This is a genomic window from Janthinobacterium aquaticum, from assembly GCF_009208565.1.
Taxonomy (GTDB): Bacteria; Pseudomonadota; Gammaproteobacteria; order Burkholderiales; family Burkholderiaceae_D; genus Janthinobacterium.
This window is the reverse complement of sequence record NZ_WFLK01000016.1, coordinates 118,957-141,362: the sequence shown is the minus strand read 5'-3', so window position 1 is coordinate 141,362 and position 22,406 is coordinate 118,957. Positions and strand designations below refer to the sequence as shown.

Annotated in this window: 21 protein-coding genes; 12 read left to right on the top strand and 9 right to left on the bottom strand. The window is 62.9% G+C overall.

What is annotated here, in order from left to right:
• Positions 1-677: 677 nt before the first annotated feature.
• Positions 678-2,894 (bottom strand): prolyl oligopeptidase family serine peptidase, encoded by a 2,217-nt coding sequence (locus tag GCM43_RS22440; RefSeq protein WP_193315708.1) that lies wholly within the window; start codon positions 2,892-2,894, stop codon positions 678-680.
• A gap of 414 nt (positions 2,895-3,308) precedes the next feature.
• Between GCM43_RS22440 and GCM43_RS22435 the strand changes: the two genes are divergently transcribed.
• Complete coding sequence (locus tag GCM43_RS22435) at positions 3,309-5,096, top strand: GGDEF domain-containing protein (RefSeq protein WP_152248155.1); 1,788 nt, start codon at positions 3,309-3,311, stop codon at positions 5,094-5,096.
• A gap of 87 nt (positions 5,097-5,183) precedes the next feature.
• Here GCM43_RS22435 and GCM43_RS22430 read toward each other — a convergent pair whose 3' ends face one another.
• The 3 genes from GCM43_RS22430 to GCM43_RS22420 all read right to left on the bottom strand — a co-directional run bounded on the left by GCM43_RS22430 (position 5,184) and on the right by GCM43_RS22420 (position 8,047).
• Positions 5,184-6,023 (bottom strand): tetratricopeptide repeat protein, encoded by an 840-nt coding sequence (locus GCM43_RS22430; RefSeq protein ID WP_152248111.1) that lies wholly within the window; start codon positions 6,021-6,023, stop codon positions 5,184-5,186.
• A 114-nt stretch (positions 6,024-6,137) separates the two neighbouring features.
• The gene (locus GCM43_RS22425; protein ID WP_152248110.1) at positions 6,138-6,767 is read right to left on the bottom strand and encodes a 3'-5' exonuclease; all 630 of its coding nucleotides are present in this window, start codon (positions 6,765-6,767) and stop codon (positions 6,138-6,140) included.
• A gap of 29 nt (positions 6,768-6,796) precedes the next feature.
• Positions 6,797-8,047: an Hsp70 family protein gene (locus GCM43_RS22420; RefSeq protein ID WP_152248109.1), complete on the bottom strand. Its 1,251-nt coding sequence runs from the start codon at positions 8,045-8,047 to the stop codon at positions 6,797-6,799.
• Between the two features lie 173 nt (positions 8,048-8,220).
• On the opposite strand from GCM43_RS22420, the gene GCM43_RS22415 reads away from it, so the two are divergent.
• The 3 genes from GCM43_RS22415 to GCM43_RS22405 all read left to right on the top strand — a co-directional run bounded on the left by GCM43_RS22415 (position 8,221) and on the right by GCM43_RS22405 (position 10,758).
• On the top strand, positions 8,221-8,961 hold the full coding sequence (locus GCM43_RS22415; protein ID WP_152248108.1) for an Ig-like domain-containing protein: 741 nt from the start codon (positions 8,221-8,223) through the stop codon (positions 8,959-8,961).
• Positions 8,962-8,963: 2 nt separating this feature from the next.
• Positions 8,964-9,545, top strand: a complete 582-nt coding sequence (locus GCM43_RS22410) for a hypothetical protein (RefSeq protein WP_152248107.1) — start codon at positions 8,964-8,966, stop codon at positions 9,543-9,545.
• A 160-nt stretch (positions 9,546-9,705) separates the two neighbouring features.
• Positions 9,706-10,758, top strand: a complete 1,053-nt coding sequence (locus GCM43_RS22405) for a LacI family DNA-binding transcriptional regulator (protein ID WP_152248106.1) — start codon at positions 9,706-9,708, stop codon at positions 10,756-10,758.
• A 13-nt stretch (positions 10,759-10,771) separates the two neighbouring features.
• Here the strand turns inward: GCM43_RS22405 and GCM43_RS22400 are convergent, their stop codons facing one another.
• Positions 10,772-11,200 (bottom strand): YidB family protein, encoded by a 429-nt coding sequence (locus GCM43_RS22400; protein WP_152248105.1) that lies wholly within the window; start codon positions 11,198-11,200, stop codon positions 10,772-10,774.
• A gap of 98 nt (positions 11,201-11,298) precedes the next feature.
• On the opposite strand from GCM43_RS22400, the gene GCM43_RS25895 reads away from it, so the two are divergent.
• From GCM43_RS25895 to GCM43_RS22390, 3 genes are all read left to right on the top strand, one after another.
• Entirely contained in the window at positions 11,299-11,460 is a 162-nt protein-coding gene (locus GCM43_RS25895; RefSeq protein WP_193315707.1) for a hypothetical protein, read from the top strand.
• The gene (locus GCM43_RS22395) at positions 11,457-12,185 is read left to right on the top strand and encodes a hypothetical protein (protein ID WP_152248104.1); all 729 of its coding nucleotides are present in this window, start codon (positions 11,457-11,459) and stop codon (positions 12,183-12,185) included. Before GCM43_RS25895 ends, GCM43_RS22395 begins: the two co-directional genes overlap by 4 nt.
• 65 nt (positions 12,186-12,250) lie before the next feature.
• On the top strand, positions 12,251-12,721 hold the full coding sequence (locus GCM43_RS22390; protein ID WP_152248103.1) for a DUF6328 family protein: 471 nt from the start codon (positions 12,251-12,253) through the stop codon (positions 12,719-12,721).
• A gap of 164 nt (positions 12,722-12,885) precedes the next feature.
• On the opposite strand, the gene GCM43_RS22385 is transcribed toward GCM43_RS22390, so the two are convergent.
• Both GCM43_RS22385 and GCM43_RS22380 read right to left on the bottom strand, forming a co-directional pair.
• Positions 12,886-13,344: a DUF421 domain-containing protein gene (locus tag GCM43_RS22385; protein WP_152248102.1), complete on the bottom strand. Its 459-nt coding sequence runs from the start codon at positions 13,342-13,344 to the stop codon at positions 12,886-12,888.
• Between the two features lie 79 nt (positions 13,345-13,423).
• Positions 13,424-15,433, bottom strand: coding sequence for a glycoside hydrolase family 3 protein (locus tag GCM43_RS22380; RefSeq protein WP_152248101.1), 2,010 nt, complete (start codon positions 15,431-15,433; stop codon positions 13,424-13,426).
• 204 nt (positions 15,434-15,637) lie between these two features.
• Here GCM43_RS22380 and GCM43_RS22375 point away from each other — a divergent pair, with 204 nt between their 5' ends.
• The 5 genes from GCM43_RS22375 to GCM43_RS22355 all read left to right on the top strand — a co-directional run bounded on the left by GCM43_RS22375 (position 15,638) and on the right by GCM43_RS22355 (position 19,302).
• Positions 15,638-16,666 (top strand): AraC family transcriptional regulator, encoded by a 1,029-nt coding sequence (locus tag GCM43_RS22375; protein ID WP_152248100.1) that lies wholly within the window; start codon positions 15,638-15,640, stop codon positions 16,664-16,666.
• A 62-nt stretch (positions 16,667-16,728) separates the two neighbouring features.
• A complete protein-coding gene (locus GCM43_RS22370) occupies positions 16,729-17,805 on the top strand; it encodes an NAD(P)H-dependent flavin oxidoreductase (protein WP_152248099.1) in 1,077 nt (358 codons plus the stop codon).
• Positions 17,806-17,838: 33 nt separating this feature from the next.
• Positions 17,839-18,261, top strand: coding sequence for a DUF7684 family protein (locus GCM43_RS22365; RefSeq protein ID WP_152248098.1), 423 nt, complete (start codon positions 17,839-17,841; stop codon positions 18,259-18,261).
• Positions 18,262-18,287: 26 nt separating this feature from the next.
• Entirely contained in the window at positions 18,288-18,575 is a 288-nt protein-coding gene (locus tag GCM43_RS22360; RefSeq protein WP_152248097.1) for a putative quinol monooxygenase, read from the top strand.
• 112 nt (positions 18,576-18,687) lie between these two features.
• Positions 18,688-19,302 (top strand): M17 family peptidase N-terminal domain-containing protein, encoded by a 615-nt coding sequence (locus GCM43_RS22355; RefSeq protein ID WP_193315706.1) that lies wholly within the window; start codon positions 18,688-18,690, stop codon positions 19,300-19,302.
• A gap of 175 nt (positions 19,303-19,477) precedes the next feature.
• Here GCM43_RS22355 and GCM43_RS22350 read toward each other — a convergent pair whose 3' ends face one another.
• Together GCM43_RS22350 and GCM43_RS22345 are read right to left on the bottom strand one after the other, a co-directional pair.
• The gene (locus tag GCM43_RS22350; RefSeq protein WP_152248095.1) at positions 19,478-19,924 is read right to left on the bottom strand and encodes an Imm70 family immunity protein; all 447 of its coding nucleotides are present in this window, start codon (positions 19,922-19,924) and stop codon (positions 19,478-19,480) included.
• On the bottom strand, positions 19,921-22,281 hold the full coding sequence (locus GCM43_RS22345) for a penicillin-binding protein 1A (protein WP_226929618.1): 2,361 nt from the start codon (positions 22,279-22,281) through the stop codon (positions 19,921-19,923). Before GCM43_RS22345 ends, GCM43_RS22350 begins: the two co-directional genes overlap by 4 nt.
• Positions 22,282-22,406: the final 125 nt, after the last annotated feature.

The following is a 22,406-nucleotide window of genomic DNA, read 5'->3' as shown; positions in this document are numbered from 1 at the left end:
AGCTTTATGCGATAGGACAAGTTGAATTGCTGCTTACCGTGAGTAAGTACTCAATCAGAGCACCGGGAGAGAGGATCGGGGATATGAAGCTATAGGCCTCGCATTTTGCATATACACGCCAGGAGGTGGGTTCCAATTTGTAAGCCCTACCTGCTTGTCTGTATAGCGGCTTGTGTCACTCTTTGCTGCGCCATTGGATTCCCTGCCGAAGCACTGCTCAGGTGCGGGGAGAACCAATTTCGCCTGCCCCCCCCCCCGCGAGAAAGGTGTGGCACGTTGCTGACTTCACCACCCCATTTTAACGGTTTGGTGTGCGTTTGCTAGCTGAACTGACCCTGTCAGTTTGACTCGCCCGCCATATCCTAGCGAACGCAGCAACTCTGTCTAAGAACCTTCAAAGCGCAACCCCTTTAGTTGTTCGTGAAACTGTTTCAAAGTACGTCGCTGCTTGCGTGATTTTACCGCCTCTATCTTTAGTAGCCCGAAAGCTGGAAAGAGTACTTGTCGATTGCGCTGGGCGAGCGTCTATCTGCGTGGTGCACATCAAGTTATGCGTGATGCCGCTACTGAACCTTCTAGGGCTCGGTCAAGGCAACAGTAACATTGTCTTGTCGTGACAGCCCATAAAAAACGCGGGCCAACCGCACCCGCGCTTTTCACACTCCACAATCAGCAGCTTACTGCGCCGCCACCTTGGCAGGCTCAGCCGTCTGAGTCACTGCCGGCGTCATCTTGAGCGCGCGGCTCAAAAAGCCCCAGCGATCCGCCACTTCTTCGATCTGCTTGGCCGTCGGCTTGCCGGCGCCGTGGCCGGCCTTGCTGTCGATGCGGATCAACACTGGCGCTGCGCCGCCTTGTGCGGCCTGAGCTGCGGCGGCGAACTTGAAGCTGTGGGCTGGCACCACGCGGTCGTCATGGTCGGCGGTGGTGATCATGGTGGCCGGGTAGCAGCCGCCGGCTTTCAGGTTGTGCAGCGGCGAGTATTTCACCAGTGCCTTGAACTGTTCGGCGTCGTCAGACGAGCCGTAGTCGGGCACCCAGCCCCAGCCCACGGTGAATTTGTGGAAGCGCAGCATATCGAGCACGCCGACTTGCGGGATGGCAGCGGCAAACAGGTCGGGACGCTGGGTCATCGCTGCTCCGACCAGCAGGCCGCCGTTGCTGCCGCCGCCGATCGACAGTTTTGCTGGCGAGGTGACCTTGTTGTAGACCAGCCATTGCGCTGCGCCGATAAAGTCGTCAAACACGTTTTGCTTGTTGAGCTTGGTGCCGGCCTGGTGCCAGGCTTCGCCGTATTCGCCGCCGCCGCGCAGGTTGGCCATGACATACACGCCACCCATTTCCACCCAGGCCAGGTTGGCCACCGAGAAGCTTGGGGTCAACGAAATATTGAAGCCGCCGTAGCCGTACAGATAGGTCGGGTTCGAGCCGTCCAGCTTCATGCCTTTTTTGGAGACGATGAACATCGGCACGCGGGTGCCGTCGCGGCTGGTGAAGAACTGCTGGCGCACATCAAACGCGGACGGATCGAAGTCGACCTTGGGCTGGCGGTACACGGTGCTCTTGCCGGTCTTCATGTCGTAGCGATAGATGGTCGCTGGCGTGGTAAAGCTGGTGAAAGAATAGAACGTTTCGCTATCGCTCTTCTTGCCAGCAAAGCCACCGGCCGAGCCGATGCCTGGCAGGTCAACCTGGCGCACCAGTTTGCCGTCCAGGCTGGTGATCTTGATCTGGGTCTGCGCATCTTTCAGGTAGTTCAGCACCAGCTGGCTATTGAGGATATTGGCCGACACCAGCGTCTCTTCGCTTTGCGGCACGATTTCTTTCCAGTCGGCCGGCAGTGGCTTGCGGATGTCGATGGCGATTACGCGCGACTTCGGTGCATTATTGTCGGTGGCGAAGTAGAACACCGGGCCGACATTGTCGATAAACGAGTAGGAAGCGTCGAACTCTTCCAGCAGGCCGACCACCTTGGCGTTCTTCTGGCGCAGGTCCTTGTAGAAGATGCGGTTCTTGCGCTCGGTGCCTTGCGTGGCGGTAATGATCAGGTAGTTGCCGTCATCGCTGACGCGGCTGCCGCCAAATGCCCATTCTTTCTGGTCGGGGCGGTCAAACACCAGCACATCGGCGCTTTGCGGCGTGCCCAGCTTGTGGAAATACAGTTTCTGGAAGTAATTGATATCGGCCAGTTTGGTCTCTTCCTTCGGCGCGTCGTAGCGGCTGTAGAAGAAGCCGGCGTTATCCTTGGTCCAGGAAGCACCCGAGAACTTGGCCCACTTGATTTCGTCGGCGAGGTCCTTGCCGGTGTCGATATCGCGCACTTTCCACTCGTTCCAGTCGGAACCGGAAGCAGCGGTGGCGTAGGCAAGGAACTTGCCGTTGTGGCTGATCGAGGTGCCAGCCAGCGCCACCGTGCCGTCAGCGGACAATGTATTCGGGTCGAGCAGCAGGCGCGGCTCGTCGGTCAGCTTTTTGACCGTGTAGAGCACAGCCTGGTTTTGCAGGCCGTCGTTGCGGGTAAAGAAGTAGCGGCCGCCTTCTTTCGTTGGCGTGCTGAAACGCTCGTAGTTCCACAGCTTGGTCAGGCGTTGCTTGATCGCTTCGCGCTCGGGGATGGTGCCCAGGTACGATTGCGTCAGCTTGTTTTGCGCGACCACCCAATCATGCGTCTCGGCGCTGTTGGCGTCTTCCAGCCAGCGGTAAGGATCGGCAATGGTGGTGCCGAAATAGCTGTCCTGCTGATCGACTTTTTTGCTGAGCGGATAGACTACCGGAGCTGCATCGCCGGCCGGGCAAGCTGCCGCAGGTACAGGTACAGCAGCGGATTGGGCCATGGCGTTGCCGCCAAAAGCGGCCAGCAAACTGAGGATGAGGGTTGCACTACGTAATTGCATGGGTTGTTCGTCTCATTGTGGGGATTCTCGAATGGCAAGCTGGTCTTGCGCCGGCGCTGCCCATGTTGACTTTCGCCAAAGTAAATCATAACGTGGATTACTACTTTTAATGCACAGTTATCCGGGCAATATGCCGGCTTTTATTTGGCGCCAAACGCAAACCATCATGCAAATGATGGCGATGCAACTGTGACAGTCAGTCAATAAATATTGCTAATCGCTTACAGATTTCATCAAGCCGTCATAAATGATATTTATGATGGGCAATAGACCATGGCCTAAAACACTGCCATGCCGACTGCCGCCCACCGTTCCCTCATGCCTAACCTTGCTCTTTCCGCCGTCATGCCTACGCCCGCGCCCATGTCGGACCTTGCCCTGCCAGCCAATGTGGCTTACCTGAAGACCTCGTCCATGGCGGCGGAAGCGACTGCCGAACTGCTCGATATCGTGGCCGGGCGCAAGCTGTCGGCGCTGTTCCAGCCGATTATCCAGATGCACAGCGGCGACATCATCGGCTATGAAGGGCTGATACGCGGGCCGTCCGACAGTGCGCTGCATGCGCCGATGAATCTGTTCAAGGTGGCGCGCGCCGGCGGGCTGACGCAGGAAGTGGAACATCTGTGCCGACAGGTGGTGCTGGAGCGCTTTGCCGAACTGGACCTCCCGGGCAAGCTGTTCCTTAATGTCAGTCCGGAATGCCTGCTGTTGCGCAATGCGCGCCATGGCGGCACGCTGGAATACATCGAGCAGATCGGCATCAACCCGGAGCGCGTGATTATCGAGCTGACGGAAAACCAGCCCACCTACGATTACGAGCTGATGCGCGAAGCGGTCAGGCATTACCGCAACATGGGTTTCCAGATCGCCATCGACGACCTGGGCGAAGGCTTTTCCAGCCTGCGCCTGTGGTCTGAACTGCGTCCGCAGTATGTCAAGATCGATATGCACTTTATCCAGGGCATCAACAATGACCCGGTCAAGCTGCAGTTCGTGCGCTCGATCCAGGAAATTGCGGAAAAATCGGGCACGCTGGTGATTGCCGAAGGTATCGAGACGCAGACCGAACTGCTGGTACTGCGCGATCTTGGCGTGGCGTTCGGCCAGGGCTACCACCTGGGCCGCCCGCATGCGGCGCCGGCGCGCGCGCTGCCAGCCGAGGTGGTGCAGGCGCTGGGGCGCAATGGCGTGGCCGTCTATCCGCAGCGCAGCAGCCTGGAAAAAAACGGCGCCAGCATCCGCAAGCTGCTGCAGCATGTAGCCACCGTCTCGTCGTCGAAGAACAATAACGAAGTCTACGAGCTGTTTGCGCGCGAGCCCAAGCTGATGGTGATCCCGGTAGTCGACCAGGGCGTGCCGCTGGGCCTGATCAACCGCTTCGAGATGATCGACCACTTTGCCCGCCCTTACCAGCGCGAACTGTACGGCAAAAAATCCTGCAGCCAGTTCATGGACGCCCAGCCGCTGATCGCCGACCATGACACCAGCTTGCAGGAACTGAGCTACACCATGGTGCAGTCGGACGCGCACCACCTGTTCAACGGCTTTATCATTACGGAAAACGGCCGCTACCTGGGCATGGGACGCGGCCACGATCTGATGCGCGAAATCACGCAGATGCAGATCAACGCGGCGCGCTACGCCAATCCGCTCACGCAATTGCCGGGCAATGTACCGATCAACGAGCATATCGACCGCCTGCTCCATAGCGGCAGCCGCTTCTGGGTCTGCTATTGCGACCTTGACCATTTCAAGCCGTTCAACGATGTGTACGGCTACCGCAAGGGCGACGATGTGATCCAGCTGACCGGTGAGCTGCTGAGCCGGCATTGCGACCCGAACCGCGACTTTATCGGCCATATCGGCGGCGACGACTTCATGATCCTGTTCCAGAGCGAAGACTGGGAAGCGCGCTGCCAGGCCATGCTGGACGACTTTGCCAGCGCCATCCTGGCCTTCTACAGCGCCGACGACTGCGAGCGCGGCGGCTATATCAGCGAAGACCGGCAGGGCAAGAAAGTATTTTATTCGCTGATCAGCCTGTCATTGGGCCTGATCAAGGTGGAGGCGCACCAGTACTATACGCATCACCAGATCGCCACCCAGGCCGCCGAAGCGAAGAGGCAGGCCAAGAAAATCCACGGCAACAGCCTGTTTATCGACCGCCGCCAAGGCGCCAAGCCGCGTCCGGAACTGGCCTAACGCGCTACGGAGCAGGCAGCGGTTGCTGCGCCAACTGGCGAGCCGATTATCGCAGCGCCTTGCACCTGGCAAACGCCACGGCGACCTTCAGGTTCTGTCCGGCGCCAGAGGAAAGCGCGCGCGACACCATAGGCTGGTCAGCGACTGTGCACATGGCAGCCCTGTGGGCGCCAGCATCAGTGCCAGCCTGCACTGCGCTTCGGCGTCGTCCTGCCGGGCTGCGCGCTGCAGCCAGGCAGCGGCGCGCAGCTGGTCGGCCGCCACGCCACGACCCTGTGCATAAGCGACGCCAAGCAGACGCTGCGCCGCTGGCACACCCTGCGCGGCAGCCTGGCGAAACCAGGCCAGCGCCTGACTGTCGCTCTGCGCCACGCCCTGGCCGCGCTGGTATGCCAGGCCCAGGTTCAGCTGCGCCAGCGCCTCGCCCTGCAGCGCGGCCTTGCGAAACCAGGCCAGCGCCAGTGCATCGTTGCGCTGGGTGCCCAGCCCTTGCGCATACGCCACGCCCAGCTGCGACTGTGCGCTGGCCACGCCCTGCCCGGCGGCGCGGTAAAACCAGGCCAGCGCCAGTTCATCGTCTTGCGGCACGCCGCGGCCCTTGCGATACATCTGGCCCAGGTTCTGCTGCGCCGAGGCCTCGCCCTGGACGGCGGCGCGGCGAAACCACAGCACGGCGTCATCGTCGCTCTGCGCTGCGCCACGGCCGTGGTAATACATGGCGCCCAGATGATTCTGCGCAAAAGCCAGCCCTTGCAGGGCGGCCAGGCGCAACCAGGCAAAGGCGCGTGCATCGTCCTGCTGCACGCCCTCGCCTTTTTTATACAGCAGTCCGAGATTAAATTGCGCGTAGGCGTTGCCTTGCTCGGCAGCGGCGCGAAACCACAGCCAGACCTGATGGCTGTCGCTGGCAGCATCGCGGTGATCCATCTGCGCCTCCCGTCCATGGCGACATCGTTGGACTTGCATTGTAAGTTCGATGCCCTGTGCGGGCTTGCGCGAACTCAAAGGCAATAGCAAAATGCCATGCCTTTGCCGGGCGCGTCAGCTGCGGCCGGCCTGCTTCTGCAGGTATTGCGGCACCTTGGCCGCCGCCAGCTTGTTGAGCGCCACCAGCAGCGCGGCGTCGACGCCGCCGAGACCGTAGGTGCTGCGCAGATGGCGGCCGATATGGATCAGCACCTGGGCCGCCACCTCGGCGTCGGACTCGGCCCGGTGGGCGGCGCTTTTGAAAGCGATGCCAAGCTGGCCCGACAGCAATCCCAGCTTGTAGCTGGACAGACCAGGAAACACGCGGCGCGACAGTTTGAGCGAACACACCAGCGCCTGGTGCGCCGGCGCCAGCTGCAATCGCGCGCTCTCGGCGCGCAGGAATTTCTCGTCAAAGCTGGCGTTATGGGCCGACAGCGTGTCGCTGCCGATAAAGTCCAGCAATTGCGGCACCACCTCGGCCACCGGTGGTGCACGGTCGACCATGGCCTGGGTAATGCCGGTCAGGCCGGTAATAAAGGAAGGAATGCGCGCCCGGCAGTTGACCAGCGTAACGAAGCGGTCGGTAATACGCCCGTCCTCAATGCGCAGCGCCGCCACTTCGGTAATCCGGTCGCCCATGTCGGGGGACAAACCGGTGGTCTCGAAGTCGATCATCACGATCGGTTTGTCAAATACGCTCATGGACGCTTTCAGATAAAGGAATGGGACGCTCAGCCAAATTTGCGCACGGCGTCCAACGCCAGGCCGGCGCCGATACTGCCGAACAGGTCGCCTTCGACCTTGCGCGCCGACGGCACCACGGCGGCGATCTTCTCGCGCAACAGGCGCACGCCGCTCGAGCCGCCGGTAAAGAATACCGTATCGACCGCCTCCGGCGCCACCCCGGCGTCACGCAGCAGGCGTTGCACGGTGTCTTCAACCGAGCCGCACAGGTGGCCGATGGCCTCGTCGAACTGGCCGCGCCTGAGCAGCAGGCTTTGGGCGGGCGCCAGACGCTCCAGTTCCAGCTCCACCTGTTCGGCGCCGGACAGCGCAATCTTGCCTTCCTCGACCTTCATCGCCAGCCAGTGGCCGGAGCGCTCCTCGATCAGGTGCTGCAGGCGCCTGACCTTGTCCTGCTCGCGCGCATCGCGGCACACATCGGCCAGTTGCACCCAGATTTTCTTGGTGTAAGCGAGGTTGATGGTATGCCAGGTGGCCAGGTTGAAATAATAGCTCGACGGCACTTCGCTATTGTTATTGAGGCGGCTGCCATAGCCGAGCAGCGGCATGACCGATGCCAGGCTCAGGTATTTATCGAAATCGGTGCCGCCGATATGCACGCCGCCGGTAGCCAGGATATCGTCGCGGCGCTCGGCTTTTTTCGCGCGCTCGGGCGACAGGCGCACCAGCGAAAAGTCCGAGGTGCCGCCGCCGATATCGGCAATCAGCACCAGCTCTTCGCGCGCAATCTGCGATTCATAGTCAAAGGCAGCGGCAATCGGCTCGAACTGGAAGGCGATCTCCTTGAAGCCGACCGAACGGGCGATCTCGGCCAGCGTATCTTGCGCTAATTGATCGGCCTGGGCATTGTCATCGATAAAGAAAACGGGACGGCCAAACACGGCCGAAGTCAATTCGCGGCCGGCGGACTGCTCGGCCCGGCGCTTGACCTCGCCGATAAATTGCGACAACAGCATGCGAAACGGCACGGCGCGGCCCCCCACTTCGGTCTGGCCGTCGATCAGGCTGGTGCCGAGCAGGCTTTTAAGCGAGCGCATCAGGCGCCCTTCATAGCCGGCCAGATAATCGGCCAGCGCGGCACGGCCATAGCTGACCTCTTCGTCTTCGGCATTGAAGAACACCACCGACGGCAGGGTCGTTTTGCCATCTTCCAGGCTCAGCATGGTGCTCTGACCCGGACGTACCCAGCCCACCGTGGAATTTGACGTGCCGAAATCGACACCGCAAGCGTGAATCATGTCGACCCTTCCCTGAATAAAGGGGCGTTATGTTAGCAGACCGGGCCGACCTTGACCAGCAAAACCGCTGGCCGGGGCAACGCCGCCACACACGGCCATCAAGCTTGCTGTGCATCAAATGATGCAAACGCGCAAAAGATACTCTTAGGCAACCACCCCTGCCGGAGAGCGCCGTGTTCCAGTCTTTATCCTTGTCACCTTCCTGGTCTCGCCCGCCGGTGGCAAGCGCAGCACTGCTGCTATGCTGTGCCTTGCTGTCAGCCTGCGGCGGCGGCGCGACCGATGCCCAGCCTGCCCAAGGCTGCAGCCTGCAAGCGACAGCCGGCTGCGGCGGCACCCTGCCCGATCCCGTTACGCCGCCGGTAACACCGCCGACCACACCGCCGGTGACGCCAACCGATCCCGCCAGCCTGGCCGCCGGCGTGCAACTGCTGTTCTCATCGACCGAACTGGCCTCGGCAGGCCTGGCCGGCAGCGAAGTGGGCGTCACCGCGCTGGTCAGGGACAAAGCCAACCAGGCCTTGGCGGGTGCGGCGATCGCCTTTGGCGCCGATTCTGGCCTGTTGTCGGGCGTGGAACTGCTGACCGACAGGAACGGTCAGGCGCACGCGACGCTGGGCACCGGGGGCGAGCGCAGCAATCGCAATATCAAGGTCACGGCGACCGTGGGCAGCCACAGCGGCGCTGGCACGGTGGCCGTGACAGGCAGCAGCGTGGAGCTGGCCGGGCCGACCCTGCTGACGCTGGGCCAGCAGGCCGACCTGACGCTGACGGTGCGCGACTCTGCCGGCAGGCCGGTCGCCGGCGCCGCCGTGACATTGGCGAGCTCTGGCGCCGGCAATGCGCTGTCCGTCAGGGACGGTGGCGCCGCGCTCAGCAATGCCCACCCCAGGCGCGCGCGCAGGTACACCTGACGGTGGCAAAAAAGGCGCTGTCGATCAAATTTGGCAGCGGCAACAGCGTACGCGCCTATTCGACCAGCGTGCTGCAACAGGATTTTGCCGTGTTCGTGGCCGACAGCGCCGGCAATGCCGTGCCCGGCGTGGCGCTGACGGCTGCCGCCTGGCCCAGCCGCTATGACAAGGGCTATTATGTGTGGGAAGCGGACAAGGCCGACTTTCCCGACACGGGCGTATGGCGCCTGGCGCAGCCGCGCTACAGCTGCGCCAATGAAGACGTGCTGCGCAACAGCCTGTACGACGCCGCCTTCGACGTCAACGGCAATGGCGTGCTCGACCCGGGCATCCCGCTGACCGTCAGCAGCGAGGGCCGCACCGATGCGTTGGGCCTGGCGACGGTCACGCTCAGCTATCCGCGCAATTACGGCTCCTGGGTGCAGCTGCTGCTGACGGTGCGCGGCGCGGTGGCCGGCAGCGAAGCGGTGGCCAGCACCGAGGTCGGCCTGCCCACGCTGGCGCTCGATTTTGGCAACCGGCGCGTCGCGCCGCCGGGCCAGACCAGCCCGTACGGCTTGGGGCCATGCAGTACCGCCGACTGACGTGGCATGCTGGGCTTGGCCGTCCGAAAATGTCTGCTTTGCAATAGAACACTCTTGCAACACGGCAATAGTTTGCGCTATCCTCGTCGCTTAGCTCCGGTCGCCATGCACGCCCGGGCCCGCAGCAAGACCTTGAGACAGGCGCTTGGCAACCATAACTATGCGAAAAAAACTGAACAATACCGGGGCAGGCGGCGCCACGCGCCGGGTAACGTCCTATGATGTGGCGCTGGCGGCGGGCGTGTCGCAGTCGGCCGTGTCGCGCTGCTTCAAGCCGGGTGCCAGCGTGTCGCCCGCCACCCAGGCCAAGGTCATGCAGGCAGCCGCCGCGCTCGACTATATTCCCAATGCCGCCGCGCGCAGCCTCATTACGCGCCGCTCCAACCTGGTGGCGGTGATCGTGTCCAACCTGGCCAATCTGTATTATCCGCAGGTCCTGTCCGAACTGAGCGAGCAGATTGCGCGCCTGGGCAAGCGCCTGCTGCTCTTTACGCTCGAGCGCGAGACCGATATCGGCAAGGTGCTGTGCGATGTCTGGCAATACCAGGTGGATGGCGCCATCGTGGCGGCCTGCCTGTCGGACCAGCAGATTGCCGAATTTGCGCGCCGCGAGGTGCCGCTGGTGCTGTTTAACCGCCGCTCGCGCGAACAGGCCGTGCCGGCCGTGCTGTGCGACCAGGCCGAGGCGGCGCGCCTGCTGGTGTCGCGCCTGGCCGAAGCCGGTCATCGCCAGTTCGCCATTATCGATGGTCCTGGCGATTCGGCCGTGGCGCAGGAGCGCAAGGCCGGCATGCTGGACCGGCTGTTTGAACTGGGCTTGCCGGCGCCCATCGTGGTCGGCGGCAATTACGACTATGCCAGCGGCGGACTGGGCTTGCGCAAGGTAATCGACCGCCTGGGCCGCGTGCCGGACGCCGTTATCTGCGGCAATGACATCATGGCCATCGGCTGCCTCGACACGGCGCGCCAGCAACTGGGCATCGCCGTGCCGCAGCAGATGTCGGTGGCCGGCTTCGATGCGATGGAGGCGTCCGGCTGGCTCAGCTATAACATCACCACGCTGCGCCAGCCGATACAGCAGATGGCCAGCGACGCCGTGCTGATGCTCGACCGCCTGATGGCGCGCTGCGGCGGCGCCGCCGAAGGCCGGCGTTACCGGTCCAGCCTGGTTGAAGGCGCCACCGCGCGCCTGGCGATGATGGCGGCCGCCTGAGTCGGCCCGCAGTTCAGCCGAACAGTTTGCCCTTGAGTATGTTCAAGCCCTGGCTGACCAGATCATTGCCTTCCGGCAGTTGGCCATGCGGCGTCAAGTGGTCGATCAGTTGCGGCAGCAGCAGGGCCAGGCCGCTTGAGGCGGCATCCGGCGCCAGGCCGGCTTTCTGGGCAATCTGCGCGACCACATCGGCGCCCAGCACGCTTTTGACCTGCTCGCTCGACAGCACGGCATTGGCGCCGGCGCCGATCCAGCTGGCCACTTGCGGCGCCAGTCCGCTATCCTGGAACTTCTGCAGCAGACCGGCCACGCCGCCGTGCTGGTTGATCAGATCCATGACCGCCGACAGCAGCGCCGGGTGGCCATCCGTATTGCCGGCTGCGCCGGACTGGCCGCCCAGGGCGTTGATGGCCTGTCCTGCCAGTTGATCGAATAATCCCATATTGACTCCTTTAACGATAAAAAAACGCTGTGATTGTGCGCCGCGCGCATTAAAAAATCTTTAAGCTTGCCTGAACCCCATCGAGCGATAGGAAAGCCATGACCACTACTGTAGGCGATTTTTTACGCGAGCGCAGGTATACCTGGTACGTGCCGCGCATGTCGGCCAAGCGGGCGTCCGCCTATTTCAAGGCACTGCTCAAGGCCAGCATCAGGGAAACCTGGGACGGCTGGTTTCCTCAGGAGAAAAACACACGATGAAATTACCTTTGACCCTGCCCGGCATCTGCTGGCCGCTGCACGCCACGGTGGGCCATATTGCCGTCACCTCCCAACAAATCACCGGGCACTTCAACGCCGGCGCCGGCCTCGACGCCATCGTCGTGTGCGAGCTGGTTCCTGCAGGCAAGTATCGCAACGGCGCGCCGCGCCAGTGGTGCCGTACCCATCAAATGTACTGGGGCACCCAGGCCGATCTGGCCGACCAGAGTTTCAGCGGCCTCACGCGCTGCCGGCAGCACGCCAGCCCGATGGGCTATGTGCTGTATCCTGAAGTCTACGATCCGTCCAGCCACCACGGCGCTGTACTGGCGCAGGGCGACGAAGGACTGCTGACCTTGCACGCCAGGGCCGACGATGGTGGAGCCTTGCTGGTCCGCAAGGCCATGGCGCTGGCCATCGACTGCCGCGCCCTGCCCGGCCTGTTCCACGCCGATATCGTGCAGATCAACCTGACGCCGCCGGCCGTACAGGGCTATCTCGAAGCGCGCCAGGCCGGCGCACCGCTAGGCTGCATCGACTGCCCGCGCTGCCATCATCCACACCTGGACCTGGCCGAATTTGCGCAGGAGCCGCACCAGCGCCATTACTGCGGTCACTGCGGCCACAGCGCCACGCACAGCAAAACCGAGATGGTGTCCAATCCTCTGGCGCGCCTGCACGACTATGCGCTGAGCACGCCGCAGCGCATCGCGGCATGGTTTTAGGTGTGCCTGGCAACAGTCGCGCCGGCAATCAGCGGCTAGACTGAAATTTTGGCAAGGGACATACCATGCAAGACAATTTCGATCACGACAGCGACGAGGACAGCGGCGACGGCGACCTGTCGGACCTGCTGAGCGAACTGCGCATCCTGCTGCCCGGCGCCCAGATGCTGACGGCGTTCCTGATCATCCTGCCGTTCAACGGCGGCTTCGCGAAAATTGTGCAGGCAGAAAAAGTGGTGTTCCTGGCGACTTTTTTCCTGTCCATGACCAGCCTGGTGCTGTTGAGCGCGCCCGCCATCCAGCACCGCATCATGCGCCCGCTCAAGGACCGCGAGCGTTTCAAGCGCGTGGCCGACCGCATCATGATGGCCGGCGCGCTGACGCTGGCCTTCGCTTTCGTGCTGGGCACCAACCTGGTGATCTCGGAAGTGTTCGGCCATCTTGCCGGCATCGTGGCCTGCACCATCATGGCCGTACTGATTATCGTGATGTGGTGGGTAATGCCACGCTATCTCAAGCGGCGCACCAGCATCTGACCGCGCAAACTCGGGGTCAGTTCCGCCAATGCGACACGAGCTCTTGCGTTGATACTATGTTGTCGCTGTCGTCGGTGTCGTCGGATTACGCCGCTGCGCGGCTAATCCGACCTACGCGGCTAATCCAACCAATTTTAAATGGTGACATGACCGCGTTTGATGGGCTATTTTTGCAGGATGGTAATCTTGCCATCGGCTTCCAAGAACGCGCACTTCATGTCCTTGAGCGGGCAGTCGGCTTCGCGCAACGCCTGCTCGACGTCGCCGGCGGCCACGCGGCACTGGCGCACCACCTTGTCGAAGATCACGCCGTCGCGGCCAAGCAGCACCGGCGTGCCGTCGATCAGTTCGGCGATCTTGCGGCTGCGCGAGGTGAGCCACGCGATCAGCATATTTAAACCCAGCAAGGTCATGGCCAGCAACAGGCCGCCGGGAATCGAATCGTCGCCGCCCGACAGCGAGTTCGAGACCGCTTCGCTGAGCAGCATCACCACCAGCAAGTCGAACGGCGTAAACTGCCCCACCGTGCGCTTGCCGGTCATGCGCATCAACAGCAGCAGCGCCAGATAAACCAGCGCTGCGCGTGCCATCAGCTCCCACCACGGCACATCGAGTTCGAACATGGCAAGTCTCCTTGATCAACTTGCCACATTTATACGATATTTACGTGGTGGGTGCCGCACAACTGAAGCTTGGCTCCGATCAGTAAGACAGGCCGTAACCAAACTTGTACAGCGGACGGGCTGTGTCGTAAGGCACGTCCGACTTCTGCACCTGCACTTCGGCCATCGACGACGGCAGCTCGAACGGCAGCTTGCCCTGCGGTTTGGCCTTGCCGGTCAGCACGTCGAACAATGCGCTGTCGCTGACGCCAAAGTTGCCGATCACCGCGCTGGCCTTGTCCTGCACATTGCCCAGGATGGCCGGACGGTCGAGATAGACCGTGACGATGGTTTTTGGCGCCAGGCGGGCCGCATTCTTGATCGCTTCATAATCGGCGTCGCCGTCGATGTAATTGAGGCGGCCTTCATGCTGCATGCTGCCGAAGATATAGTTCGGGTGCAGGGTTTCATAGGCGGTCGACACGCGCAGCAGCGCCACATCGGCCTCTTGCGGCGTGGCCACTACCGTATAGCCGTACTTGGCCGCCACCGAGGCATCGATGCCGTACAGATACACCTTCTTGACCGTGGCGGCCAGCGGCAGCACCTTGTCCTTGTTTTCCAGCAGCACCAGCGAACGGCGCTGCGCATCGAGGCCCGCTTCGATGAATTCGGCCTTGCCCACGGTCGCCGCCGCCTTGGCGGTATCGACAAACGGATGCTCGAACAGACCCTGCTTGAACTTCTGCACCAGGATACGCTTGGCCGAGGCGTTGATGCGCGCTTCGGTCAGGTCGCCGCGCGCCACGGCCTGGGTCAGGTATTGCGCTTCGGTCACGCCGCCAAACTGATCCATGCCGGCCAGCACGGCCTTGGTGTAGCGCTGCGCCTTGGTGGCGTCTTCCATACCCCACGGCGTGCCAAAGCCGTTAAAACTCGGCGCCACGCCCGCTGGCGTGCCGTTGCGGCAATAGGCGTCGCAATCGGAGGTAATGCCCCAGTCCGACAAAATCACGCCTTCAAAACCGTATTTGCCGCGCAGCAGATCGGTCAGCAAGGTCTTGCTGAAGCCGGCCGCGGTCTGTTCCAGCGTAATGCCGTCGATCGTGATATTGCTGTCTGGAAGTGCGTAGGTCGGCATTACCGACGCCGCCTTGGCGGCAAATGCGCCTTCGAACGGCTTGACGTGGTAGGCAAAGTTATTGCTCGGAAAGGTCATGTAGCGACCGTAGTAGTTGTGGCCATCGAAACCCTCGCGCGTGGCGCCGTAGCCGACCCAGTGCTTGACGACCGCCACCACGCTGCCGTCATGCAGGCCGGTATTGCCGTCCTGGAAGCCTTCGATATATTGCTGGACCATCCGCTTGGCCAGGTCGGCGTCTTCGCCGAAAGTGCCGTTGATGCGCGACCAGCGCGGCTCGGTAGCCAGGTCGGCCTGGGGCGAGAGCGCCTGCGTGATACCGACAGCCAGGTATTCCTGGCGTGCAATGTCGCCGAAACGGCGCACCAGCGCGTCGTCGCCGATGGCAGCCAGGCCCAGCGTTTCGGGCCACTGCGAAAAACCATTGGTGCTGGCGCTGGCGCCCACCGTGTACTGGAAGTGGTGGCGCGGATCGGTACTGATCGAGACCGGAATGCCCAGGCGCGTCGTTTCGCTCAGCGCCTGCACCTTGTTGTACTGGGCGGCCATATTGGCCGTGTCGCCGGCCATGCGGGTAATAAAGGTATTGATATATTGCTTGACGATCAGGCCTTGGAGGGCCGTCAGGTCATACGCGCCGCCCAGGCCGATGCCGGACGGGTCGGACACCGTGGGCGCCGTGCCATGCATCATCAGGCCGGCCTTTTCATCGAGCGTCATTTTCGACAGCAGGTCGTCGGCGCGTGCCTCGGGCGACTGGCGCCAGTCTTCGTAGACGTCGAGCTTGCCGTTGCGGTTCATGTCCTTGAAGCGATAGGCGCCGTCTTGCACGATAGTGTAGGACGTGGTGCCAAATACCGGCTGTGTGTACTCCTGGGCGACGGTATCGTTGTTGCCGCAGGCGGCAAGGGTGAGCGCGGCCAGGCCGCCGGCGACCGCCAGGGCCATCGGTTTCAGATTGCGGGTCATGATTATCTCCAGATTTATAGTAGTTACGGGCGCGGCATCCAGGCCGGCCCGCAAGCAATATAGCCTGCACCGCGCTGCTGCATGTTGACCGCACAGTGGTCGATTTATACCCGCGTGAACAATTTTCACTTTATTCGTGCGCAACCAACTCTTCCTACAAAGTGTTAGGATTGCTGAAAAATTACTACAATCGGGGAGACACCCATGCATAAATCCGATACGCGGACGGTTTCCAACCGTATCGCGCAGCATTTTGCACGCGCCATGCTGGCAGACGGCCATGATCCGGCCGATTTTGCGCGCCAGACCGGCATTACCGAAGCTTTACTGGCTGAGCCAGGCGGGCGCATCAATGCCGAACGGCACCGCCGCATGATGCTGTATGCGCAGCACCTGGCGCCGCAGCGCGGCATGCTGGAGATGGACGTGCCGCACTGGTTTGCGCAATTTTCCAGCATCGCCCATGTCTGCTTCAACCGCCCCACCCTGCGCGAAGCACTGCAGGAACTGCTGAAATTGCGCGGCCTGATCGGTGAATTCGATTTCATGCTGATGCGCGAACAGGGCGGCCGGGTGGAAATCGACTACCTGTCCGAGTTTTGTCCGCTCGGCGGCGCGATGCAGGCGCTGGCCAATTTCAAATTGCTCAGCCTGGTCGTACGCGCCTATGACGGGCCGCGTGCGACCACGTTTCGCACCGGTTTCATGGGCGCCGCACCGTGGTTCGCGCACAATGTGTCGGAATGCTTCGGCGCACCGGCGCGCTATCACCAGGGGCGCAACAGCCTGACGTTCGATGCGCACAAACTCGACCAGCCTTACGCCCAGTTCAACGCCGTGCTGGCGCCGCATGCGCTGCAGCACGCCCATGCTCAATTGCAGCAGTTGCACGATGCGCAGCGCTTTTCCGCGCGCGTCGAGCAAGCCATCGTCGATTTGCTGGGTGCGCACCATGGCAACGGCGCCTCGCTGCTGCCGGCCCTGTGCGACGGCCTGGCCATCAACAGCTGGACGCTGCGGCGCCAGTTACAGCAGGAACACACCTCGTTTCGCGCGCTCGAACTGCGCGCCAAAAGCCGCGAATCGCGCCGTCTGCTGCGCGAGACCAGGCTCTCCGTGGCCGAGATCGGCGAGCGCCTGGGTTTTTCCTCGCAAAGCGCGTTTACCCGCTTTTTCCGCACCCAGTTCGATCTGCCGCCGGCGCGCTACCGTCATGATGCGGCCGGACAATAGCAGGCTCGGCACACCCTTGCCGCAGCCACTATAATTTGGCATCGCATCGACAAAGGCATGCCATGACGCAGTCCGCACAACTACTTGAACGTTTGCAACTACAGTTGCCGATTATCCAGGCGCCGATGGCCGGCACCGCCACCCCACAGCTGGCCGCCGCCGTCTCTGAGGCGGGCGGTCTCGGTTCGCTGGGGCTGGGCGCGTCAACCCTGGCGCAGGCGCGCCAGGCGATCCGCGACACGCGCGCGCTGACCGCGCGGCCGTTCAATGTCAATTTCTTCTGCCATGCGCCGGCCGTGCGCGACGCGGCGCGCGAAGCGGCCTGGCTGGCCCATCTGCAGCCGCTGTTCGATGAACTGAAAGCCGACGCTCCCACCCTGCTGGAAGAAATCTATCCGACCTTTGTGGGCGATGATGCGATGCTGGCGATGCTGTTCGACGAGCGTCCTGCCGTGGTCAGCTTTCATTTCGGCCTGCCGCCGGCCAGCACCGTGCAGGCGCTGCGCGCCGCCGGCATCTATACCATCGCCAGCGCCACCAGCGTCGAAGAGGCGCAGTTGATCGAGCAGGCCGGCGTCGATGCCATCGTGGCGCAAGGCTACGAGGCAGGCGGCCATCGCGGTGTGTTCGATCCCGACGCCCGCGATGAAAAACTGCCAGCCTTTGTACTGCTGCGCCAGCTGGTGCGCCAGACCAGTCTGCCCGTAATTGCCGCCGGCGGCATGATGGACGGTGCCGGCGTCCAGGCGGCGTTGCAACTGGGCGCTGCCGCAGCGCAACTGGGCACCGCCTTTATCGCCTGCCCGGAATCGGCTGCCAGCGCCAGTTACCGCGCCAACCTGCTGGGCGAGCGCGCCGGCCAGACGCGCATGACCAGCGTGTTGTCGGGGCGCCCGGCGCGCGGCATGGTCAATCGTTATATCGAGCACGGCGAAGCGCCAGGCAGCCCTCCGCCTGCGGCCTATCCGGTGGCCTATGATGCGGCCAAGCAGCTCAATGCGGCCGCAGTCAAGCTGGGCCAGCATGAATTTGCCGCGCAGTGGGCCGGCCAGGGTGCGCCGCTGGCGCGTGCGCTGCCGGCCGCCGAGCTGATGGCGCTGCTGGCCCGGGAGTATGGCAAAGCGGCAGGCGGCTGTTAAAATTGGCACCTGATTGTTTAACCATTGCTGCCCATGCTGAAATCTACCCTGCGCTATCTGCATCTGACACCCGACCAGCCGCTGCCGCCGCTGGAGGGTTTGACCTCGTTCAAGACCATCCTGGTGCTCGAAGCGGTAGTCGAGGAAATGGTGATGTGGGAAACCTGCCGTACACTGGTCGCCTCCGGTTGCCTTTACGCACTGGCCTGGGGCAAGCAATGCGAAAGCTGGCACGAAGCCATCGACGATGCGTTTCTGGAAGCGACCAACTACGAAGACCTCGATGACGCAAAAACCCTGGTCAGCACCGCACACGAGGACGAAGAACTGGGTGAAGTATTCTGGTTTGCCCGCCACCGCGCCGTGCATGCCGCCGAGCTGCCCGATACACTGATTGTCCATATTGCCGACACACCGCGCCGCGAGGCACTCGAAGCCGAGTACCGCGACGCCTGAACATCTCCATCCAGAAAAGGAAGACCATGAGCTTGATCGTTGTTGCCACCATTGATGCCCAACCCCAGCATATCGACGCCGTACGCGCCGCGCTGGAAGCCGTTGTTCCGCCAAGCAATGCCGAAGCCGATTGCATCTCTTATGCACTGCACCTTGACAACAAGATTCCCACGCGCTTTATCATGCTCGAGGAATGGACCGACAAGGCTGCCCTGGTCGCCCATGAAGCCACACCGCACTTCAAGGCACTGGTTGCTGCCGTCGGCGACAAGGTCGTCAAGATTGACGTGGCCGAGTTGAGCAAGATCGCCTGAACCGTGTCCTGCAGGCCCTGACCTTTGGCAGGCGCGCAAGCGGTGTCGCGCCATTATGATGCTCATGCAGGCGCGCCATCGGTTGCGCGCCGCATCATCAGGAAAGCCGTTTATGCACACTGCCGACACATCTGCCCCACCGCGCCTGCCGATCGGCACGGCCAACCAGGTCGTCTTCGATGTCGTTGCCTGGGGCCCCGCCCGAGCCGACGTCGATCTCAGCGTGGCCTGCATGTTCGAACATGAAATGCCTGGCACCACCATGAGCGGCGGCTTGCTGGGCCTGGACCAGGCCCTGGGCGGCCAGCTGTCGCGCCTGCGCACCACCGGCGCTTTTCGCGCGCAGGAAATGGAAACACTGCTGATCACGCTGCCGCCGGCCGCCGTCGCTGCGCGCGCCGTGCTGGTGATCGGCCTGGGCCAGCCCGAACAACTGAACGCCGACACGCTGCGCCGCGCCACCCGCGTGGCCATGCGCGAGGCAATACGCCACGGCGCACTGTCGATGGCGTTTGCCCCCAGCGTGCTCGACGCCGGCCACACCGACAACGCCGCACTCAATATGCCAGCCGTCATGCTCGACGGCATGCTGAGCGCACTGCAGGCCGAAACCGACCTGGCCGCGCTTGGCCTCGCACCCCCGCCAAGCTTGCGCCATTGCACTTTCGATGTCGGCGCACCACGCATCGCCAGCGCCGGCGCCGCCTTCGCCGCCGCCTTCCCCTGAAACGCGGAAACGCGGGGTCAGTTCCGCCATTTGGACACAGCCTCAGCTGTAGAGCCCTGATCTTGCAATCGAGCTACATACCCGTCTCAATACTGATGAGTTCGTGTCTGTTTGGCGGAACTGACCCCGCATTGCGCATTGTGACCGGTAGTGTTGAGCGCCGGTGCGGAAGGATTCAGGCGCTGTAGTAGAACGGCGCGATACCGTCTACCTGCACGATTTCCAGCGTGCCGCCCGCTTCTTTCAAGGCCGCCACGCGTTCCAGCATCACATCGAGCAAAGGCACGCCGTCGGTGGTGACGTGGTAGTTGGCCAGGCAGGTCACGCCAGCGCCCAAGGCCTTGCCCCACGGACTCTCACGCGCCAGGTCGCTGTAATCCCAGATCGCGGCGCCTGGCGTCAGCTGCCTCAACTTGCGCCGGATGTCCTCCAGCTCGCGCCAGGCCGCATCGGCATGCTGCGCCGGCAGTGCGCCGCGACAGAGTTCGAACATGACATGCGGGAAGCAGCTGCCCCAGCTGCCGTGCTCCAGCTGCACCGCCACCGTGGACAGCAGCGAATGGAACAGCGGCTCGACGCCGATATCGGTCAATTGCGCACCGAGCCTGAAGGCGATGCTCACGGTGCGCCACCGTCGGGCGACTGCGGCGCTGGTGGCTGCTGAGGCTGCGGCTGGGCTGCAGGCTCCTGCGGCACGGCGCGGCCATTGCTTTCCTGGCCGCCCGCCTCTTCGACTGGCATCGCCAGCGGCGCCTCTGGCGTGCCTTCCTGTTGCAGGTCGCCCGCTTCTTCTTCGACTTCCTCGACCGGTTCAACGCGACGCAGCGGCGCCGGCGGTTTGCCGCCTGGGAAGATCGCATCGCGCGTCAGCTTGCCGGTATCGAGCGCCGTCTTGAAGAAGTCGCCCACCACCAGCACCGCATTATGGCCGCCCTGGCCCCAGTAGTTGCTGCGCATGGTCACGCGCGCATCGTTGAAGCCCACCCAGGCGCCGCCCACCAGTTCGGGGTGCATCAGGATAAACCAGCCGTCGGCATTGTTCTGCGTGGTGCCGCTCTTGCCGGCCACATCCGAGCGGATGCCGAAACGGTTGCGTATTGCCGTGCCGGTGCCGCGGTCGATTACGCCACGCATCATGTCGAGCAAGGTGTTGGCCGACTCTTCCGGCATGGCCCGTTTCGGCCGGTCGTCGCCAAAGCGCGCGATCACCTTGCCGTCGCGGTCGGTAATATGCGTGACCACGAACGGCAGGCGCGCCTGGCCCTGGTCGGCAATGCTGGCGTAGGCGTTGACCATTTCCAGCAGCGTCACCGGACTGGTGCCCAGCGCCAGCGAAGGCACCGCAGCCAGCTTGCTGTCGCGTATGCCCAGCGCGCGCGCCAGCTTGATAATCGGCGGCAGGCCCACGTCCTGCATCACCTGGGCCGTAATGGTGTTCTTGGAATACACCAGGCCGTCGCGCATGCTCATCTCGCGCCCGGTGGTGCCGCTCATGTCGGTCGGGCGCCAGATAGTGCCGTCGGCCGCCTTGATGTCCGTCACGGCATCGCGGTACAGATGGTCGGGCGTAATGCCCTTTTCCAGCGCCGCGCCATACACGATGGGCTTGAAGGTCGAGCCGGGCTGGCGCGCCGCCTGCGCCACGTGGTCGAACTGTTCGCGCGCAAAGTCGCGGCTGCCGACCCAGGCGCGCAAGGCGCCGGTGGCCGGATCCATCGCCACGAAGCCGGCCTGCAGCCGCGTTTTCGCTTTGTGCAGCGCCGACATGAAGCGCCGGTCGCCCTTCAGTTGCGCCAGCGCTTCGTCGGGTGTCTTGCCATCGGCCACCAGCTTGCGGTAGTCGTTTGACTCGCGCACGAAGGCGTCGTTGAGCTCGGGATGCGATTTCCAGAAATAATCGAACGGCGCACTGCCGGCCTGCATCGACGCATACATGCCGGTCGAGGTCGACGAAGGCAGTCCGGCGCGGCTCCATTCCACATCGGCAATCGCCTGCAAGGCATTGGCCTGGCGCTCGACGGCGCGCTCGGCCGCCTGCTGCAGATCGCTATCCAACGTGGTATGCACCACCAGCCCGTCGCGCTCGAGGTTGTAGTCGTTTTCATCGGCCCAGTTGATCAGCCATTTGCGCACATAGGCGGTAAAGTGGCTGTCGGTCTGTGCGCGTTCGCTCTGGCGCTCGAAGTGCAGGCGCAAGGGGCGCTTGAGCAACTGTTTGTAGCGCGCCTCGTCGATCAGATCGTGCTTGCGCATCTGCCCCAGCACCACATTGCGCCGCTGCAGCGAGCGCTCGGGATTGCTGACCGGGTTGTAGTAATTGGTACCCTTGAGCATGCCGACCAGGGTGGCGCTTTCCAGGATATCGAGGCGGCTGGCCGGCTTGTCGAAATAGGTGCGCGCCGCCATCTCGATGCCGAAGGTGTTGTACAGGAACGGCACTGTATTGAGATAGGCTTCCAGGATTTCGGTCTTGCTGTAGGTTGCTTCGATCTTGAGCGCCGTGATCAGTTCCTTGAGCTTGCGGTTCAGGTTGCGCGATCGGCCAATTTCCTCGGGAAACATATTGCGCGCCAGCTGCTGCGTGATGGTCGAGCCGCCCTGCGCGTTGCCGCTGGCCGTATGCACGATGGCGCCGGCGGTGCGCTTGAAGTCGACGCCGTGGTGCTGGTAGAAGCGATGGTCTTCGGTGGCGATCAGCGCATTGACCACGTTGGGCGAAATCTGCTTGAGCGTGACGCGTTCCTGCAGGCCCTGGTCAAAGCGTACCAGTTCGGTGCCATCGGTACTGACCATGCTGCTGGGCGCAGCCGTACGCGCCTGGCGCAGGTCGTGGATGCTGGGGGTCAGGGGAATGAGCAGCAGCATGTACAGCGTCAGCAGCAGCAACAACGCAAGGAAAGACCACAACGCCAGTACCAGCGCGCGGCGCAGCGGCGGCAGCGTCATCAGGTGCGCGTGGCCCCTGGCCGTCAATGCCATCAGCCTGATACGCGCGGCATCGGCCAGCCGCATGCAATGCCGGCCGACGCGTCCTGCCCATAGTTTTGCCTGTTCCTGCCACTGCTGCTTGCCTGCCATGCGATAACCTTGTCTGAAGCCGGATA